This window comes from Inquilinus ginsengisoli, assembly GCF_050434925.1.
Classification (GTDB): domain Bacteria; phylum Pseudomonadota; class Alphaproteobacteria; order DSM-16000; family Inquilinaceae; genus Inquilinus; species Inquilinus ginsengisoli_B.
This window is the reverse complement of the sequence record NZ_JBNDJK010000001.1, coordinates 8,117,896-8,135,220: the sequence shown is the minus strand read 5'-3', so window position 1 is coordinate 8,135,220 and position 17,325 is coordinate 8,117,896. Positions and strand designations below refer to the sequence as shown.

17 protein-coding genes are annotated in these 17,325 nt (G+C 70.5%); 7 read left to right on the top strand and 10 right to left on the bottom strand.

The features are described 5' to 3' along the window. Window positions 1-252: 252 nt before the first annotated feature. Genes eutB through doeB form a run of 4 tightly spaced genes read left to right on the top strand, consistent with a single transcriptional unit; the run spans window position 253 to window position 4,418 of the window. On the top strand, window positions 253-1,245 hold the full coding sequence (gene eutB / locus QFZ27_RS37940; protein WP_429232126.1) for a hydroxyectoine utilization dehydratase EutB: 993 nt from the start codon (window positions 253-255) through the stop codon (window positions 1,243-1,245). Further along, entirely contained in the window at window positions 1,242-2,225 is a 984-nt protein-coding gene (gene eutC, locus QFZ27_RS37935; protein WP_429232125.1) for an ectoine utilization protein EutC, read from the top strand. Before eutB ends, eutC begins: the two co-directional genes overlap by 4 nt. A gap of 10 nt (window positions 2,226-2,235) precedes the next feature. Further along, entirely contained in the window at window positions 2,236-3,414 is a 1,179-nt protein-coding gene (doeA, locus tag QFZ27_RS37930) for an ectoine hydrolase DoeA (RefSeq protein ID WP_429232124.1), read from the top strand. After that, window positions 3,411-4,418 (top strand): N(2)-acetyl-L-2,4-diaminobutanoate deacetylase DoeB, encoded by a 1,008-nt coding sequence (gene doeB, locus QFZ27_RS37925; protein WP_429232123.1) that lies wholly within the window; start codon window positions 3,411-3,413, stop codon window positions 4,416-4,418. The genes doeA and doeB overlap by 4 nt, the downstream gene beginning before the upstream one ends. Before the next feature lie 25 nt (window positions 4,419-4,443). Here the strand turns inward: doeB and QFZ27_RS37920 are convergent, their stop codons facing one another. Further along, window positions 4,444-5,121 carry a protein-L-isoaspartate(D-aspartate) O-methyltransferase gene (locus QFZ27_RS37920; RefSeq protein ID WP_429232122.1) on the bottom strand — a complete coding sequence of 226 codons (678 nt, stop codon included), beginning with the start codon at window positions 5,119-5,121 and terminating at the stop codon, window positions 4,444-4,446. Window positions 5,122-5,268: 147 nt separating this feature from the next. On the opposite strand from QFZ27_RS37920, the gene QFZ27_RS37915 reads away from it, so the two are divergent. Next, window positions 5,269-5,844: an alpha-ketoglutarate-dependent dioxygenase AlkB gene (locus QFZ27_RS37915; protein WP_429232121.1), complete on the top strand. Its 576-nt coding sequence runs from the start codon at window positions 5,269-5,271 to the stop codon at window positions 5,842-5,844. On the opposite strand, the gene mtnC is transcribed toward QFZ27_RS37915, so the two are convergent. From mtnC to mtnB, 7 genes are read right to left on the bottom strand one after another with little or no spacing between them, the layout of a single operon-like run. Continuing rightward, window positions 5,845-6,552 carry an acireductone synthase gene (gene mtnC, locus QFZ27_RS37910; RefSeq protein WP_429232120.1) on the bottom strand — a complete coding sequence of 236 codons (708 nt, stop codon included), beginning with the start codon at window positions 6,550-6,552 and terminating at the stop codon, window positions 5,845-5,847. 9 nt (window positions 6,553-6,561) lie between these two features. After that, complete coding sequence (gene mtnK, locus QFZ27_RS37905; protein WP_429232119.1) at window positions 6,562-7,806, bottom strand: S-methyl-5-thioribose kinase; 1,245 nt, start codon at window positions 7,804-7,806, stop codon at window positions 6,562-6,564. After that, window positions 7,803-8,645, bottom strand: coding sequence for a carbohydrate ABC transporter permease (locus QFZ27_RS37900; RefSeq protein WP_429232118.1), 843 nt, complete (start codon window positions 8,643-8,645; stop codon window positions 7,803-7,805). Before QFZ27_RS37900 ends, mtnK begins: the two co-directional genes overlap by 4 nt. Next, a complete protein-coding gene (locus QFZ27_RS37895; protein ID WP_429232117.1) occupies window positions 8,642-9,595 on the bottom strand; it encodes a carbohydrate ABC transporter permease in 954 nt (317 codons plus the stop codon). The genes QFZ27_RS37900 and QFZ27_RS37895 overlap by 4 nt, the downstream gene beginning before the upstream one ends. Continuing rightward, window positions 9,571-10,911: an ABC transporter substrate-binding protein gene (locus QFZ27_RS37890; protein WP_429232116.1), complete on the bottom strand. Its 1,341-nt coding sequence runs from the start codon at window positions 10,909-10,911 to the stop codon at window positions 9,571-9,573. The genes QFZ27_RS37895 and QFZ27_RS37890 overlap by 25 nt, the downstream gene beginning before the upstream one ends. Window positions 10,912-10,960: 49 nt before the next feature. Then, window positions 10,961-11,506: a 1,2-dihydroxy-3-keto-5-methylthiopentene dioxygenase gene (locus QFZ27_RS37885; protein WP_429232115.1), complete on the bottom strand. Its 546-nt coding sequence runs from the start codon at window positions 11,504-11,506 to the stop codon at window positions 10,961-10,963. After that, on the bottom strand, window positions 11,503-12,168 hold the full coding sequence (gene mtnB, locus QFZ27_RS37880) for a methylthioribulose 1-phosphate dehydratase (protein ID WP_429232114.1): 666 nt from the start codon (window positions 12,166-12,168) through the stop codon (window positions 11,503-11,505). Before mtnB ends, QFZ27_RS37885 begins: the two co-directional genes overlap by 4 nt. A gap of 246 nt (window positions 12,169-12,414) precedes the next feature. On the opposite strand from mtnB, the gene QFZ27_RS37875 reads away from it, so the two are divergent. Continuing rightward, window positions 12,415-14,772 (top strand): heavy metal translocating P-type ATPase, encoded by a 2,358-nt coding sequence (locus tag QFZ27_RS37875; RefSeq protein WP_429232113.1) that lies wholly within the window; start codon window positions 12,415-12,417, stop codon window positions 14,770-14,772. A 57-nt stretch (window positions 14,773-14,829) separates the two neighbouring features. After that, entirely contained in the window at window positions 14,830-15,432 is a 603-nt protein-coding gene (locus QFZ27_RS37870) for a LysE family translocator (RefSeq protein WP_429232112.1), read from the top strand. Here the strand turns inward: QFZ27_RS37870 and QFZ27_RS37865 are convergent. Continuing rightward, window positions 15,429-16,301, bottom strand: coding sequence for an ABC transporter permease (locus QFZ27_RS37865; RefSeq protein WP_429232111.1), 873 nt, complete (start codon window positions 16,299-16,301; stop codon window positions 15,429-15,431). The genes QFZ27_RS37870 and QFZ27_RS37865 overlap by 4 nt on opposite strands. A gap of 4 nt (window positions 16,302-16,305) precedes the next feature. Further along, window positions 16,306-17,226: an ABC transporter permease gene (locus QFZ27_RS37860; RefSeq protein ID WP_429232110.1), complete on the bottom strand. Its 921-nt coding sequence runs from the start codon at window positions 17,224-17,226 to the stop codon at window positions 16,306-16,308. Window positions 17,227-17,325: the final 99 nt, after the last annotated feature.

Genomic DNA, 17,325 nt, shown 5'->3' with positions numbered 1-17,325 from the left:
TGCCTCTCCCGCTTGCGGGAGAGGTCGGACATCCGAAGGATGGCCGGGTGAGGGCTCGTCTCGGTCTTGCCGAGGGCACGCTATCGCCATAGCCAAGCGGGCAAGCCACCCATTCTTTGAGCACCGCTCCCGGGATCGCGGCCGCTGGCCCTCACCCGGAGCCGCTTCGCGTCTCCGACCTCTCCCGCAAGCGGGAGAGGCAACGCGAACCACGCCTGAGAGGGCGGGCCGTCGCCACGAAGGCCCCGGCGGATGACCCACGCCGTCACCCTCGGCACCATCCGCGCCGCCGCCGAGCGCATTGCCGGCGAGGTCGTCCGCACGCCGCTGGTCCGCTCCGCGGCTCTGTCCGAGCGCGCCGGGGCGCCGGTGTTCCTGAAGCTGGAGACCCGGCAGGCCACCGGCAGCTTCAAGCTGCGCGGCGCCACCAACGCCGTGCTGTCGCTGCCGCCCGAGGCCCGACGCGTCGGCATCGCCGCGGCCTCGACCGGCAATCACGGTCGCGGCCTGGCCCATGCCGCCGCCCGCCAGGGCCTGCGCTGCGTCGTCTGCATGTCCGCCCTGGTGCCGGAGAACAAGGTCGCGGCGATCCGCGCCCTTGGGGCCGAGATCCGCATCGTCGGCCGATCCCAGGACGACGCTCAAGGTGAGGTCGACCGGCTGGTGGCGGAGGAGGGCTTCACCGCCATCCCCCCCTTCGACCACCCCGGCGTGATCTCCGGCCAGGGCACCATCGGCCTCGAGATCGTCGCCGACCTGCCCGAGGTGGCGCAGGTGGTGGTGCCGCTGTCCGGCGGCGGCCTGTTCGGCGGCATCGCCGCCGCTGTCAAGGGGCTGTGGCCGCAGGCCCGGATGGTCGGGGTGTCGATGGCGCGCGGCCCGGCGATGCGCGACAGCCTCGCCGCCGGCCGGCCGGTCGCGGTCGCGGAGTTGCCGACCCTGGCGGACTCGCTCGGCGGCGGCATCGGCCTCGACAACCGCCACACCTTCGCTTTGGCCCGCGACCTGCTGGACGAGGCGGTGCTGCTGACCGAGGCCGAAATCGCCGCCGCGATCGACCACGCCTATGCGGCGGAGCAGGAGATCGTCGAGGGCGGCGGCGCGGTCGGCATCGGCGCCCTCCTGGCCGGCAAGCTCACCATATCCGGCCCGACCGTCCTGGTGCTGTCAGGCCGCAACATCGACATGGCGCTGCACCGCAAGATCGTCAGCGGCGCCTGGGAGGAGACATCGTGCCCCGCATGACCATCGTGACGGAGGCGGAGCTGCGCCGCGCCGTCCCTCTCGACCGCGACGCCGTCGCCTGCGTCGAGCAGGCGTTCCTGGCGCTGGCCACCAAGGATGTGGCGATGCCGCCGATCCTGCGCCTGGACATCCCCGAGCATCGCGGCGAGGTCGACGTCAAGACCGCCTATGTGCCGGGGCTGGACGGCTTCGCCATCAAGATCAGCCCCGGCTTCTTCGACAACCCGAAGCTGGGCCTGCCCAGCACCAACGGCCTGATGGTGCTGTTCAGCGCCACGACCGGGCTGGTCGACGCCGTCTTTCTGGACAATGGCTACCTGACCGATGTCCGCACCGCCGCCGCCGGGGCCGTGGCAGCCCAGCATCTCTCGCGCCCGGACTCCAGGGTAGCGGCAATCTTCGGCGCCGGGGTACAGGCGCGGCTGCAGCTCAAGGCCCTGACCCTGGTGCGGCCGATCGTCGAGGCCCGGATCTGGGCCCGCGATCCCGATCGGGCGCAGGCGCTGGCGGCCAGGCTGTCGGACGAGCTGGGCCTCGCCGTTCACGCCGAGGCGGTGCCGCAGGAAGCGGTCGGCGGCGCCGACATCATCGTCACCACCACCCCGGCGGCCGGGCCGATCCTGCGCGCCGAGTGGCTGGCCTCCGGCCAGCACGTCACCGCCATGGGCTCGGACGCCGAGCACAAGAACGAGCTGGATCCGGCGATCCTTGCCAAGGCGGATCTCTACGTCGCCGACAGCCTGGCCCAGACGCGCCGGCTGGGCGAGCTGCACCACGCCATCGCCGCCGGCACCGTGGCCGCCGACGCGGTCTTCCCCGAGATCGGCGCGATCATCGCCGGCACGGCGTCCGGCCGTCCCTCCGCCGCCGCCGTCACCGTCGCGGACCTGACCGGCACCGGCGTCCAGGACACCGCCATCGCCACCCTGGCCCGCGGCCGCGTCGCCGCCGCCGGGGTCGGCACATCCTTCGAAAGCTGAGAGGCACAGCATGTCCGTAGAGCTCAACTTCAGCCGCGAGGAATATGCCGCGCGGCTCGCCAAGACCCGTGCCGCCATGGCCCGCAAGGGCATCGACCTGCTGTGGGTCAGCGACCCGTCGAACATGGCCTGGCTGACCGGCTATGACGGCTGGTCCTTCTACGTCCACCAGGGCGTGCTGGTGCCGCCGGAGGGCGAGCCGATCTGGTACGGCCGCGGCCAGGACGCCAACGGTGCCAAGCGCACCGCCTATCTCGCCCATGACAACATCATCGGCTACCCGGACCATTATGTGCAGTCGACCGAGCGGCACCCGATGGACCGGCTGGCCGACATCATCGACTCGCGCGGCTGGGGCCGCCTGTCGATCGGCGTCGAGATGGACAATTACTGGTTCTCGGCCGCCGCTTTCGCCTCGCTGCAGCGCCACCTGCCGAATGCCCGCTTCGCCGACGCCACCGCGCTGGTGAACTGGCAGCGCGCGGTGAAGAGCCCGCAGGAGTTGGACTACATGCGCAAGGCCGCGCGCATCGTCGAGGCGATGCACAAGCGGATCGTCGAGAAGGTCGAGCCCGGCCTGCGCAAGAACGACCTCGTGGCCGAGATCTACGACGCCGGCATCCGCGGCGTCGAAGGGTTCGGCGGCGACTATCCGGCGATCGTGCCGCTGCTGCCCTCCGGCGCCGACGCCTCGGCCCCGCATTTGACCTGGGACGACAAGCCGATGCGGTCGGGGGAGGGCACCTTCTTCGAGATCGCCGGCTGCTACAAGCGCTACCATTGCCCGCTGTCGCGTACCGTGTTCCTGGGCAAGCCGACCCAGGCCTTCCTCGATGCCGAGAAGGCGGTGCTGGAAGGGATGGAGGCCGGGCTCGGCTCGGCGCGGCCCGGCAATACCTGCGAGGACATCGCCAACGCCTTCTTCGCCGTCCTCAAGAAGTACGGGATCATCAAGGACAACCGCACCGGCTACCCGATCGGCCTCAGCTATCCGCCCGACTGGGGCGAGCGCACCATGAGCCTGCGCCCCGGCGACCGCACCGTGCTGGAGCCCGGCATGACCTTCCACTTCATGACCGGGCTGTGGCTGGAGGATATGGGGCTGGAGATCACCGAGAGCATCGCCATCACCGACAGCGGTGTCGAGATCCTGGCCGACGTGCCGCGCCAGCTCTTCGTCAAGCCATGACGGTTGCCGAGCTTCCGCCCTCGCCGATCGTCCCGTCGGTCGATTTCGATCGCGACGGGGTACAGCACGGCACGCTGCGCCTGCCCTACAGCCGGGACGACTCCGCCTGGGGCTCAGTGATGATCCCGGTGGCCGTGATCCGGAACGGGGAGGGGCCGACCGCGCTCCTCACCGGCGCCAATCACGGCGACGAATACGAGGGGCCGATCGCCCTGTTCGATCTGGCGCGGACCCTGGACCCGGCGTCGGTCCGCGGCCGGGTGATCATCGTCCCGGCGATGAACTATCCGGCGTTCTGCGCCGGCACCCGCACCTCGCCGATCGACAAGGGCAATCTGAACCGCAGCTTCCCCGGCCGGCCGGACGGCACGCCGACGCAGAAGATCGCCGACTATTTCCACCGCCACCTGCTGCCGCTGGCCGACATCGTGCTGGACTTCCACTCGGGCGGCCGGACGCTCGACTTCGTGCCCTTCGCCGCCGCCCATATCCTGCCCGACAAGGACCAGGAGGCGCGCTGCTTCGCGGCGGTGGAGGCGTTCTCCGCCCCCTGGTCGATGCGGATGCTGGAGATCGACGCCGTCGGCATGTACGACACCGCGGCCGAGGCGGCGGGCAAGGTTTTCGTCACGACGGAGTTGGGCGGCGGTGGCACCGCCACGGCGCGTACCGCCGGCATCGCCAAGCGCGGCGTGCGCAACCTGCTGCGCCATGCCGGCATCCTGCAGGGCGAGGTCGAGCGCGCGCCCAGCCGCTGGCTCGACATGCCGTCCGCGGACTGCTTCCGCTTCGGCGAGCAGGACGGCATGGCCGAGACTTGCGTCGACCTGGGCGACCCGGTGCGGAAAGGCGACATCATCGCCCGCATCCACCCGGTCGACCGCACCGGCCAGGCCCCGGCGGAGTACCGCGCGGCGCTCGACGGCATCCTGGCGGCCCGGCATTTCCCGGGGCTGGTGAAGGCCGGCGACTGCCTGGCGGTGATCGGCACGGTGGAGGGATAGGGGCGGCAGGCCGCCACCGCCCCGCTCACAGCACCGTCTCGAGCCGGCTGAAGCGGACCGGGAGGATCTCCCGGGCCTGGAGCCTCCCAGTCGCGTCCTTGTCGATGACCGTGAGGATCTGCGCCTGGTCGGGGCCTAGCGGCATGACCAGGTGGCCGCCCGGCCGCAGCTGGTCCAGGAGCGCCATCGGCGGGCGGGCGGCGGCGGCCGTCACCATGATCCTGTCATAGGGGGCGTGCTCGGCCCAGCCGCGGGAGCCGTCGCCGATGCGGATGCCGACCCTGGACGTGCCCAGCCGGCGCAGGCGCGATTGGGCCTCGCCGGCGAGCTCCTCGACGATTTCGACGCTCCAGACCTGGGCTGCCAGCTCGGCCAGCACCGCCGCCTGGTAGCCGAGGCCGGTGCCGACCTCCAGCACCACCTGGTCTGGCTCGGGAGCGAGCAGGTGGGTCATCAGCGCACAAATGAAGGGCTGCGAGATCGTCTTGTCGAAGCCGATCGGCAGCGGCCCGTCATGATAGGCGACGGCCGCGAGCTCCAGCGGGACGAAGTGGTGCCGCGGCACCCGCTCCATCGCCGCCAGCACCCGCCTATCGAGCGGCACGTGTCCGAGTTCGTCGCTCATCAGATCGGCATGGATCGCAATCACCTCGACCATGTGCCGGCGCAGGATCGCGAAGTGCTGCTCTTCCATCGGCTTCATGGGCGGCGGGCCTTGTGCCGGTCCAACGTGCCTCTGGAGTATCCCGCCGAGCGGGTGCGCAGGTCCACAGGCATGCGCACCTCGTCTTCGCCTGGAGCGGCTTTGTCAGGCCTGCCGGCCGATGCCATATCGATGGCGGGAGCAACGATGGAGCCCACCGTGCAGCCCGACCTGTTCGGCCCGCCGCCGCTGGCCGGCCTGGCCACCGTCGAGGACATCGTCACGCCGGAAGAGGAGCGGCGACTGACCGCGGCGATCGACGCGGCGGAGCTGTCGCCGTTCCGCTACCAGGGCTGGGAAGGCCGGCGCCTGACCGCCACCTTCGGCTGGCGTTACGATTTCGAGGACGGCAGCTTCCGGCCGGCGGAGCCAATAGCGGACTGGCTGCTGCCGTTGCGCGAGCAGGCCGCCCGCTTCGCCGGGCTGGGGCCGGCCGACCTCGCCCAGGCGCTGCTGATCCGCTACGACCCCGGCGCCGGCATCGGCTGGCACAAGGACCGGCCGGTGTTCGAGCATGTCGTCGGCGTCTCGCTCGGCGCCCCCGCGACCATGCGCTTCCGCCGCCGCCGGCCGGAGGGCGGCTTCGACCGCCGGTCGGTGCCGCTGGCGCCGCGCTCCGCCTACCATTTGTCCGGCGAGGCGCGGCATGGCTGGGAGCACAGCATCCCGGAGATGGCCGCGACGCGCTGGTCGGTGACGTTCCGCAGCCTGGCCGGCCGTTGATCAGCCGAACGCCACCAGCTCGCGCAGCTGGTCGAACTCCGCCACGATCGGCGCGCCGGCCTCGTTCGGCTTCACCGACTCGTCGCGGATCACCTGGACCACATGCACGCCGGCCTGACGCGCCGCCGCGACCTCGCGCGGGTTGTCGGTCAGGAACAGGATGCGGTCGGGTGCGGCGCCCAGATCCGCGGCGATCGCCATATAGGATGCGGGCACCACCTTGGCGCCGATATCGGTGTCGTAGTGCCGGCCGAAATAGGAGCGCAGGTCGCCGCGGTTGGAGTTCTGGAAGAACTCGACCTGCGCCTTGACCGAGCCGGAGGAGAAGATGTGCATCGGCACGCCGGCCTTTCGCCAGCCCTCCAGCGCCGCATGGGCGTCGTCATAGATATGGCCCTTGAAGGCGCCTTCCCTGTAGCCCTCCTCCCAGACCAGCCCCTGCAGCAGCTTCAAGGGCGGCACCTTCTGGTCGGCATCCTGCCAGGCGATCAGCGCGGCGACCGGGTCCTGCCCGGGCTCGATCCGCTCCGCCGTCTCCCGCAGCGCGCGCTGCACCACCGGGTGGTCCGGGTGCCTGGCGACGAACACCGGGATCCGCTCCCGCGCGAAAGGATACAGCACCTCCAGCACATAGCGCTGCGAGCTGATCGTGCCCTCGATGTCGAGCAGGATCAGGTCGATCGGATGGGTCTGGAAGGTCAGGGTCATCTCGGTCTCTCATGCCGTGCGCGTTGCCGCCACGATATCGTCTGTCGTCCGGAAACGCTCGGACTCCGTCAGCATGCGGCGGGCCAGCAGCACGGTGCGGCGCTCGCGGGCGGCGCGGCGGTCCGGGTCGGCGATGCGCAGGAAGTCGGCGACATGGGCGTAGCTGAACACCCGGCGAATCATCTTCAGCGCGGCGAAACCCACCATGTCGGCGAAGATCTCCGCCTCCAGCGCCTCGTAGTCGCCGCGCAGCAGGGCCGCCGAGCCCGGCTTCGGGAACAGGTCGTCATGCCAGGCATCTCCGCCGCCCTCGCTCTCCCACAGCGCGCGGAAGGTGCGGCTGAAGCTGTCCCACAGCAGCGCCGGCTGCTGCAGCAGCCATTCGGCCATGCCGGCGCGGTCATCCGCCGGCGTGGCGTGGCCGGGCTGGGCCAGGTGGCTGATCAGGATGTTGGCGAGATAGGCGCCGAGGTCGAAGCCGATCGGGCCGTACAGGGCGAATTCCGGATCGATCACCTTGGTGTCCGTCTCGGTCACCATGATCGCCGCGGTGTGCAGGTCGCAATGGATCAGCGCCTGGCCCGTGGTCAGGAAGCGCTGGGCCAGCCGGCCGGCGGCGCGCTTGAGCTCGATATCCGCGCGCAAGCCATGGGCCAGGTCGTCCAGCTGCGGGCTGGTCCAGGAGCTGCGCGGGTTGTCGCGATAGGGATCCTGGAAGATCAGGTCGAGGGTGATGCGCTGCAGCTCGACCCCGGCGGCGAAGCGGCCCTGCCACCCGCGCACCCGCTCCAGCTTCTGGTGGAAGGGCGAGGTGCGATAGCACGCACGGGCGACGAAGGCACCGATATCGGCCGAGACGCGGGGGAAGCGTCGGCCCTCGATCAGGGCGTAGCGCAGCGTCTCGTGCGGGGTCAGCAGCTCCATCGCCAGGATTTGCCGGCCGGGATCGTAGTGATGGAGCTTCGGCAGCGCGCCCTCGACCAGCGGCCCGACGATGGCGAGATAGGACTGCTCGAAGAAGGCGCGGTTGTCCGGCAGCGGCCAACTCTCGCCGGCATGGCGCACCCAGGGCAGCGCCTGCTTCAGGCACAGGCCGCCGGCTGGGCCGCGGACCAGGAAGACGACGTTGAGGAAGCCGTCGCTGGCCTCGCGCAGGTCCCAGCCCGCCGGATCACCGCCGAGGATCGCGGACAGCTCCGGATGGGCGGCGAGATAGGCCCGGGCGGCCGGGACGTCGAGCGGGCGGATGGTCACTTCACGCTCCCCTCGGTCAGCCCCGCCACCAGCCAGCGCTGAGCCAGGAGAGCGATGAGATAGATCGGCGCGATCCCGGCCAGCGAGGCCGCGGCCATCTGGCCGAAATTCACCAGCCGGTCGCCCTGGAACAGCGAGATGCCGACGGTCAGCGTCCGGGTCTCGTCGGTGAAGGTGAAGACCGAGGCGAACAGGAACTCGTTATAGCCGAGGATGACGATGATGATCGCCGTCGCCGCGATGCCGGGGGCGACCAGCGGCGCGATCACGCGGACAAGGGTCAGCAGTGGCCCGGCGCCGTCGATCGCCGCCGCATCCTCGATCTCGCGCGGGATGCGGCGCAGGAACGGGATCAGCAGCCACAGCGCCACGGGCACGTTGGTCAGGCCGTAGACCAGGGCCAGGCCGATCACGCTGTTCAGCAGCCCGGTTGCCTTCAGCAGGAAGAAGAATGGGATTGCGGCCACGATCGGCGGTGCCACGAAGCTGCCGAAGGCGATCGAGATCAGCCGCTCGCCCGCCTTGTCCAGGCGCAGGCAGGCATAGGCGGCCGGCAGGGCGATCAGGACGGTGACGACGCCGCCCAGCACCGCGGTCAGCACCGAGCTGACGATGAACCGGGTCAGCGCCGTGGCGTCGAAGGCGGCCGGCCAGTTGGCCAGTGTCGGCACCTCCGGCAGGAAGCTGCCGGACAGCACCTGGTCCGGCGACTTGAAGGAGACCGAGAGCAGATAGGCCAGCGGCAGCAGGAACGCCGCCGCGACCAGCACGGCGACCAGGTCGATCCAGGACCAGCGATGCGGCGCCTGCGGCCGCTCGGGATGGGCGGCGACGGTCATGAGTACCGCGCCTCCAGCCGCCTGGCCGCGCGCGAGGCCGGCCAGATCACCAGGCTGACGAAGCCGACGAAGACCAGCGTCGCGGCGGCCGCGCGGCCGACGTCGAACTGCTCGAAGGCCAGGCGCCAGATCTGGAAGCCGGAGGTGGTGGTGTCGAAGCCCGGCCCGCCGAAGGTCAGGACGTAGACCAGGTCGAACAGCTTGAACGCCATCACCAGCCGCAGCAGGAACACCGCGGCCAGCGTCGGTACCAGCAGCGGCAGGGTGATGTGGCGGAAGCGCTGCCAGGCGGTGGCGCCGTCCAGCCGCGCCGCCTCCATCACCTCCTCCGACAGGGCCTTGATCGCGGCGAAGCACATCAGGGCGACGAAGGGCGTCCATTGCCAGGCGTCGGCGACCACGATGGCGACGGCGGCCCAGCCGGAGGAGCCGAGGAAGCTCATCGGCGCCTCGGTCAGCCCGGCGGCGCGCAGCCAGCCGTTCAGCAGGCCGCCATCGGCGGCGAAGATCAGCTTCCAGGCCACGCCGACCATCACCGGCGGGGTCATCAGCGGCAAGAGGGCCAGGCTGGTGAACACCCGGCCGGCCCGGACCAGCCGGTGGAACAGCAGGGCCAGCGCCAGGCCCAGCACCAGCTCGACCGCCGCCATCGGCAGGGCGAAGGCGGCGCTGCGCCAGAGCGAGGCCAGGAAAGCCGGGTCGCCCAGCACCCGGGTGAAATTGGCGATCCCGGCCCAGTCGCGCAGCGGCTTGCCCAGCGTGCTCTTGCTTAAGGAGAGAGCGATCAGCGCCACCAGCGGATACAGCGTCGTCAGCACCAGCGTCGCCACCAGCGGCGCGGCCAGGGACGCATTGCCCAGCCGCCATCGCCGACGCCGCGTCGGCGTGTCCGTCCGTTCCGTGTCGATGCTCTCCGCCAGGGCCATCACGAACCGATGATCGTGGTCCACTGCTCATGCGCGGCCGCGATCGCCTCCTCCGGCGCCTTCTGATCGGCCAGGATCAGCGCCAGCTCGTCGGCCAGCACCTGCATCAGCTGCGGCGATTCCGGGCCGTTCGGCCAGGGCAGGCCGTTCTCCAGCGCCCCGGCCAGCGCGGTCTGCACCTTCGGCGCGAATTCCCTGTACTCGGGCGCGTTCAGGGTCGAGGTGCGGTCCGGGTCGATGCCGCTGCCGGTGGTCAGCAGCAGCCCGAGGCCGGTCTTGGCGCTGGTGGCGAACTTGATGAACTCCCAGGCGTGCTCCTGCTTCTCGGAGCCTGAGGAGATGGCGAAGGCGAAGCCGGAGTTCAGCGCCAGCCGGCTGGTCTTGTTGGCGCCGCCGACCGGGATCCGCACCGCGTCCCATTTGTCGACGATCTTCGACCCCTTCGGGTCCTGGGCGTAGACACCCAGGTCGCTCCAGAACTCGATCATCGCGACCTTGCCGGACAGGAAGGCCGGCAGGCCTTCCTCGAACCGCGTCTCCAGGGGAGTCGGCAGGGCCGAAGGCGCCGCGTCCTTCAGCGCCTTGGCCGCCTCGACCGCTGCGCTCTCGTCGAGGGCGGAGGAGCCGTCCTCCTTCAGGTAGCGGCCGCCGAAGCCGGCCAGCCGGTTGGTGTAGGACGCGCCGATGATGATCGGCGCCTTGCCGCCCAAGACCGCGGCGCCGTAGATGCCGTTGGCCTTCTCGGCCTCGGTGATCGCCTTCGACCGTTCCAGATACTCGTCCCAGGTGGTCGGCGCCTTCAGCCCGTGCCGGCCGAAGATCTCGGTGTTGTAGAACAGCAGGTGGCTGTCGCCGTCATAGGGCAGGCCCCAGCGCTTGCCGTCGGCCAGGGTGTAGGGGTCGTAGATCGAGCGCAGATAGTCGTCCGGCTGAATCTCGGCCTTGTCGCGCTCGATCCATGCGGTGACGTCGACGATGACGCCGTCATTCGCCAGCGCGCCGACCCCGGTGTACCAATAGTCGATCACGTCGAAATTGTTGGTGCCGGACTGCACGTCCAGCGTCGCCTTGGCCTGCAGCTGGTCGTAGGGCACGGCGGTGACGTTGACCTTACCGCCGGTCAGCTTTTCCCAGGCCTCTGCCAGATACCGCCCGGCCACCACATGCGGCTGGATGATCATCAGATTCAGGCTCTGGCCGTCGAAGCGCTTCGCCTGGGCGAAGGCCCGGCCGAAGGGCGCAAGGCCGAGCCCGAGCGTGCCGGCGGAGGCCCCGGCCAGGAAGCGCCGGCGGCCGAACGGGAATGCGGACAGGCTGCCGCGGTCGTGCGGTGAGGTCATGGCAAGGATCCTGGATGGACGGGCCGGCGAGGGGCCGGCCGGTCGTTGCTCAGCCGGCGTAGAGCGGGAAGCGGCGGGCGATGGCGTCGCCGGTGAAGTTGGCGATCCAGCCGTCGCTGTTCTCGAACAGGCGAATGGCGGTGAAGCGCGGCGCCGGGCCCATGTCGAACCAGTGGGTGGTGCCGGCCGGCACGCTGATCAGGTCGTCCTTGGTACACACCACCTTGAACACCCGGCCGGCCTTGCGCAGGTAGAACGCGCCGGAGCCCTCGACGAAGAACCGGACCTCGTCCTCGCTGTGGGTGTGCTCGTCCAGGAACTTCTCGCGGAAGGCCTCGCGCTGCGGGTGGTCCGGCTGCATCCGCACCACGTCCACCGATCTGTAGCCGCATTCGGCCTTCAGCTTGTCGATCTCCGGCTTGTAGGCCGCGATCACCGCGTCCTGGTCGGCCTCGGCCGGCAGCGGCGTGCTCGCCTCCCAGCGCTCGAACCGGACACCGATGGCGTTCAGCTCGCGCGCGATCGCGGCACCGTCCTCGGTGTCCACCAGCAGCGCCGCGGGATTGGTCTCGTCATAGACATAGAGCCGGGTCATGGCTGCAGCCTCCGTCGCTCGAATTCGAATCCCAGCAGGACCTCCAGCGCCTCGAGATGGCGCCGCGCCTCGGCCGGGGTGCGGCCCCAGGCATAGAGCCCGTGGCCGGCCAGGAGATAGCCGGGAATGGCGGGGGCGCCGCCCAGGCGCGCCAGCACCTGCGGGCCCAGCACCGCCATGTCCTGCGAATTGGCGAAAACCGGGATGTCGAGCGCGACCTCATGGGTCTTCACGCCCGCCAACGCCTTCTGCAGCTCGAAGCCCTGGATCCGCACCGCGCCCTTCGGGGCATCGACCAGCGACAGCAGCGTCGCCGCCGGGCTGTGCACATGGTAGATCGCGCCGATCTCCGGGAACGCCCGGTACAAATCGACATGCAGCGGCGCCTCGGCCGAGGCGCGCGGATGCGCCGGGTCGTCCAGCGACACGGTGATGATGTCGCCGCGGGTCAGCCGGGCCTTGTCGGTGCCGGTGGCGGTGATGGCGATCTCGTCGGCGTCGATCCGGGCGGAGAAGTTGCCGCTGGTGGCCGGCACCCAGCCGCGGGCGCCGGCGAAGGCGGCACCGTCGAGCACGGCCTGGATCGCCGCGTCCCGCTCCGCCGGCTTCTGCGGCAGGCGAGCGACGGGCGAGACGGGGAGGATGTCGGGAGTCGGAGCCATGGTCGATCCGGGTGCGGGTCGGCGGGTTCTGCAATTTCATCGTTGCGGCACGAGGGATTTGCGATAAATCCACTCACATCGCGAACGCGATCGACCATATATACACGTCAATCGATGTCAATTTGAATTTGTATAACATAATGTCGAGTTGATTGTGGGCGTCAGAACCCGATGCCGATCCCGGGCCATTGACCTTCCATCTGCTGGAATCCCCATCTCGCTGGGACGGAGCAGAGGAAGCAGGACATGGCTGACGCCTACCACGACCATTCGGCGGATCACCATCACGGCCATGGGACCATGGTGAAGGACCCGGTCTGCGGCATGGCGGTCGACCTGGCCGCGACGCCGCATCACGCCGAACATCGCGGCCGCCAGCATCATTTCTGCAGCGCGGGCTGTCTGGCGAAGTTCCGGGCCGAGCCGGACCGCTACACCAATGAGCCGGGCGAGACGGTGCCGCCCGCCACAGCCCCGGCCGGCACTATCTACACCTGCCCGATGCACCCGGAGATCCGGCAGGAGGGGCCGGGCAGCTGCCCGATCTGCGGCATGGCGCTGGAGCCGGAACGGGTGACGCCGGAGTCCGGCCCGAACCCGGAGCTCGTCGACATGCGGCGGCGGTTCTGGATCGGCCTTGCCCTGACCATCCCGATCGTCCTGCTGGAGATGGGCGGCCATCTGCTCGGCATCGATGTCGCCCACGCCATCGGCGCCCGCACCGCCGTCTGGATCCAGCTGGTCCTGGCCACGCCGGTGGTGCTCTGGGCCGGCTCGCCGTTCCTGGTCCGCGGCTGGCAGTCGGCGGTCCGGCGCAGCCTGAACATGTTCACGCTGATCGCGCTCGGCACCGGCGCCGCCTGGCTCTACAGCCTGGTCGCGGCGGTCGTCCCCGGCCTGTTCCCGGACGGCTTCCGCGGCATGGACGGTGCCGTGGCCGTCTATTTCGAGCCCGCGGCGGTGATCACGGTCCTGGTGCTGCTGGGCCAGGTGCTGGAACTGCGGGCGCGAGAGCGCACCGGCGGCGCCATCCGCGCCCTGCTCAACTTGGCGCCGAAGCTGGCCCGGCGGGTCCGCGGCGACGGGTCGGATGAGGAGATCCCGCTCGAGCACGTCCATGTCGGTGACCGGCTGCGCGTCCGGCCCGGCGACAAGGTGCCGGTCGACGGCACGGTCGAGGAAGGCCGCAGTTCGGTCGACGAAAGCATGATCACCGGCGAGCCGATCCCGGTCGAGAAGGCGCCGGGCGACAAGATGATCGGCGGCACTATCAACGGCACCGGCAGCTTCGTGCTGCGGGCCGAGCGGGTCGGCAGCGAGACGGTGCTGGCCCGCATCGTCGAGATGGTTGGCCAGGCCCAGCGCAGCCGGGCGCCGATCCAGCGCCTGGCGGACCGCGTCTCCGGCTGGTTCGTGCCGCTGGTGGTGCTGATCGCCGTTCTGGCCTTCGCCGCCTGGGCGACCTGGGGCCCGTCGCCGGCGCTGGCCTACGGCCTGGTCGCCGCCGTCTCGGTGCTGATCATCGCCTGCCCCTGCGCCCTCGGCCTGGCCACGCCGATGTCGATCATGGTCGGGGTCGGCCGCGGCGCCCGGCTGGGCGTGCTGATCAAGGACGCCGAGGCGCTGGAGCGGCTCGAGAAGGTCGACACGCTGGTCGTCGACAAAACCGGCACCCTGACCGAAGGCAAGCCGCGGCTGGTCCGGATCGTCGCCGCGCCCGGGCAGGACGAGGCCGGGCTGCTTCGCTTGGCCGCGGGGCTGGAGCGCGGCAGCGAACATCCGCTGGCCGCCGCCATCCTGGCCGGCGCGGCGGAGCGCAAGCTGGAGGTGCCGGCGACCGAGGATTTCCGCTCGGTGACCGGCAAGGGCGTCGCCGCCCGGGTCGAAGGGCGCGAGGTGGCGCTGGGCAACGCCGCGCTGCTGGACGAACTCGGTATCGCGGCCGGTCCGCTGGCGGAGCAGGCGGAGGCGCTGCGGCGCGACGGCGCCACCGTGATGCATCTGGTGGTCGACGGCGCGGCCGCCGGGCTGATCGCCGTGGCCGATCCGGTGAAGGAGACCACGCCCGCCGCCATCGCGGCGCTGCGCGCGGCCGGGCTGCGCGTCGTCATGCTGACCGGCGATAATCGGACCACGGCCGCGGCGGTGGCCAGCCGGCTCGGCATCGACGAGGTCGAGGCCGAGATGCTGCCCGAGGACAAGGGCGCGGTCATCCGCCGGCTCAAGGGCGAGGGCCGGGTGGTGGCCATGGCCGGCGACGGGGTGAATGACGCCCCGGCCCTGGCGGAGGCCGATGTCGGCATCGCCATGGGCACCGGCACCGACGTGGCGATCCAGAGCGCGCATGTCACTCTGGTGAAGGGCGACCTCGCCGCCATCGCCCGGGCCCGGTCGCTCAGCGCCGCGACGATGCGCAACATCCGCCAGAACCTGTTCTTCGCCTTCGTCTACAACGCGGTCGGCGTGCCGGTCGCCGCCGGCGTGCTGTACCCGATGGTCGGGCTGCTGCTGAGCCCGGAGATCGCGGCTGCGGCGATGGCGCTCAGCTCGGTCTCGGTGATCGCCAACGCGCTGCGGCTGCGGGCGGTCCGGCTCGACGGCTGAGGGGCGGCAGCACCGGCGTGCAAGACCGGCCCCGCGCCGGCCGTTAGCGTCCCCGGCATGGACACCTTTCTCACCGATCCGGGGCTGTGGCGGCCCCTGGTGGCGCTGCTCCTGGCCTCCGCCGTCGTCATGGGCAGCCCCGGCCCATCGACGATCAGCCTGACCGCGGTCGGCGCCTCCTTCGGCATCCGCCGGTCGCTGCCCTATGCCGCCGGGCTGATCACCGGCACGGTCACGGTGCTGCTGGCGGTGGCGGCCGGGGTGGTGGCGCTGGTGACGTCGATTCCGCATGGCGCCCTGGTGCTGGGCGTCTTGTCGGCCGCCTACATCCTGTACCTCGCCGTCAAGATCGCCACGGCCCCGCCGCTCGGCGGCCGGGGCGGGTCCGCGACCGCACCGGGCTTTCTCGGCGGGCTCGGGCTGGCGATCGCCAATCCCAAGGCCTATGTCGCGATCGCCGCCATATTCGCCGCTGACCCCGGCCTCGACGCGGTGGTGAAGACGGCCGTGCTCAGCGGCATGGTCGTGATGATCCACGTTTGCTGGCTGCTGGCCGGGGTGTCGCTGTCGCGCTGGCTGCACGACCCGGTGGCGGCGCGCATCATCAACCTGGCGATGGCCGCGGCATTGGTCGTGGTGACGGTGCTTGCGGTCGTCTAGCGTCTTGGATCCAGCAGGTCGCGTAACCCGTCGCCGAACAGGTTGAAGCCCAGCACCGAGAAGGTGATGGCCAGGCCCGGGAACAGCGACAGCCAGATGTTCACGCCCAGGAAGTTGCGGCCGTCGCTCATCATCGCGCCCCATTCCGGCGTCGGCGGCTGGGCGCCGAGGCCGAGGAAGGACAGGCTGGCGGCGGTCAGCACCACCGTGCCCGCCGTCAGCGTCGCCTGCACGATGATCGGCCCCAGCGCGTTGCGCAGGATGTGCTGGAACAGGATGCGCCACAGCCCGGCGCCCAGCGCGCGCGCCGCCTCGGTGTACTCCACCTGCTTCAGCCCAAGAGCCAGGTTGCGCGACAGCCGGCCATAGACCGGGATCGAGAAGATGGCGATGCCGATCATCAGGTTGACCAGGCTGGTGCCGAGGATGCTGACGATCAGGATCGACAGCACGATGCCCGGGAAGGCGAACAAGATGTCCATGAACCAGATGACGGCCTGATCGATCCGGCCGCCGGAATAGCCGGCCAGCAGGCCCAACGGGATGCCGACGACCAGCGCGATGCCGACGCCCAGCACGATCTCCAGCAGCGACAGCCGGGCGCCGTAGACGATGCGGGAGTAGAGGTCGCGGCCATACTGGTCGGTGCCGAAGAAATGCTCGGCCGAGGGCGGGCGCAGGGCCATGGCCAGCGACTGCTGGGTCGGGTCGTGCGTCGCGAGAAGCGGCGCCAGCAGCCCTGCCAGCACCAGCAGCAGCACCATGGCGCCGCCGATGGTCAGGCTGCGGTGGCGCCGCAGGATGCGGCCCAGGCGCTTGGCCCGGGACGGGGCGGCCGGAAGGTCGTCGCTGTCGGCGAGGCTGGTCATGGTCCTAGTCGAAGCGGATGCGGGGGTTGATCGCGGCGATCAGCAGGTCGGCCAGGAAGTTCACCACCACGACCGCGGTCACGGTCAGCAGGGTGACGCCCTGGATGATCGGATAGTCGCGATAGCGCACGGCGTCGACCAGCAGGCGGCCGATGCCGGGCCAGTTGAACACGGATTCGGTGACCACGGCGCCGCCCAGCAGGCCGCCGAAGTTCAGCCCGACGATGGTGACGATCGGGATCAGCGCGTTGCGCAGCGCGTGCTTGCGGTAGATCACCCGCGGCCCGAGACCCTTGGCGCGGGCGGTGCGGATATAGTCCTGGCCGATCACCTCCAGCATGCTCGACCGGGTCATGCGCGCGATCAGCGCCGCCGGCAGCAGGCCGAGGGCGACGGCAGGCATGACGTAGTTCAGCCAGCCACCGGCGCCGAGCAGCGGCAGCCAGCGCAGCTGCACCGCGAACAGGTTCATCATCATCAGCGCCAGCCAGAAATTGGCCACCGAGGCGCCGCCGATCGCGGCGATCATCACCGCCTGGTCGGGCCAGGCGTTGCGGTAGACCGCGGCCAGCATCCCCGCGGCCACCCCGATCAGGATGGCGGCGGCATAGCTGACCACGGCCAGCGACAGGGTGTAGGGGAAGCGCTCGCCGACCTCGTCGATCACCGGCTTCTTCGACTTGATCGACTCGCCGAAATCGCCCTGCGCGGCGCGGCTCAGGAACAGCCCGTATTGCAGCAGGAAGGGCTGGTCGAGGCCGAGCCGGGCGCGCATCCCATCGACCGCGTCCTGCGTCGCCTGCGGCCCGGCCATGATCCGCGCCGGATCGCCGGGCAGCATCCGCACCGCGCCGAAGATCAGGAACGAGACGCCAAGCAGGATCAGCGGCAGCGCGACCAGCTTGCGGACCAGATACACCTTCATGCGCTTGCCGACCCGCACAACAGACGAGTCCCCCCTCCCCTTGCGGGAGGGGGGTAGGGGGAGGGGGCTCTCGACACCAGCGCCAGCGTGGCTTGTTGG

Excerpts from the sequence above, each read along its gene's own strand:
- eutB (WP_429232126.1), top strand. The coding sequence starts at position 253 with ATGACCCACGCCGTCACCCTCGGCACCATCCGCGCCGCCGCCGAGCGC.
- eutC (WP_429232125.1), top strand. The coding sequence starts at position 1,242 with ATGACCATCGTGACGGAGGCGGAGCTGCGCCGCGCCGTCCCTCTCGAC.
- doeA (WP_429232124.1), top strand. The coding sequence starts at position 2,236 with ATGTCCGTAGAGCTCAACTTCAGCCGCGAGGAATATGCCGCGCGGCTC.
- doeB (WP_429232123.1), top strand. The coding sequence starts at position 3,411 with ATGACGGTTGCCGAGCTTCCGCCCTCGCCGATCGTCCCGTCGGTCGAT.
- QFZ27_RS37920 (WP_429232122.1), bottom strand. The coding sequence starts at position 5,121 with ATGAAGCCGATGGAAGAGCAGCACTTCGCGATCCTGCGCCGGCACATG.
- QFZ27_RS37915 (WP_429232121.1), top strand. The coding sequence starts at position 5,269 with ATGGAGCCCACCGTGCAGCCCGACCTGTTCGGCCCGCCGCCGCTGGCC.
- mtnC (WP_429232120.1), bottom strand. The coding sequence starts at position 6,552 with ATGACCCTGACCTTCCAGACCCATCCGATCGACCTGATCCTGCTCGAC.
- QFZ27_RS37900 (WP_429232118.1), bottom strand. The coding sequence starts at position 8,645 with ATGACCGTCGCCGCCCATCCCGAGCGGCCGCAGGCGCCGCATCGCTGG.
- QFZ27_RS37890 (WP_429232116.1), bottom strand. The coding sequence starts at position 10,911 with ATGACCTCACCGCACGACCGCGGCAGCCTGTCCGCATTCCCGTTCGGC.
- QFZ27_RS37885 (WP_429232115.1), bottom strand. The coding sequence starts at position 11,506 with ATGACCCGGCTCTATGTCTATGACGAGACCAATCCCGCGGCGCTGCTG.
- mtnB (WP_429232114.1), bottom strand. The coding sequence starts at position 12,168 with ATGGCTCCGACTCCCGACATCCTCCCCGTCTCGCCCGTCGCTCGCCTG.
- QFZ27_RS37875 (WP_429232113.1), top strand. The coding sequence starts at position 12,415 with ATGGCTGACGCCTACCACGACCATTCGGCGGATCACCATCACGGCCAT.
- QFZ27_RS37870 (WP_429232112.1), top strand. The coding sequence starts at position 14,830 with ATGGACACCTTTCTCACCGATCCGGGGCTGTGGCGGCCCCTGGTGGCG.
- QFZ27_RS37865 (WP_429232111.1), bottom strand. The coding sequence starts at position 16,301 with ATGACCAGCCTCGCCGACAGCGACGACCTTCCGGCCGCCCCGTCCCGG.
- QFZ27_RS37860 (WP_429232110.1), bottom strand. The coding sequence starts at position 17,226 with ATGAAGGTGTATCTGGTCCGCAAGCTGGTCGCGCTGCCGCTGATCCTG.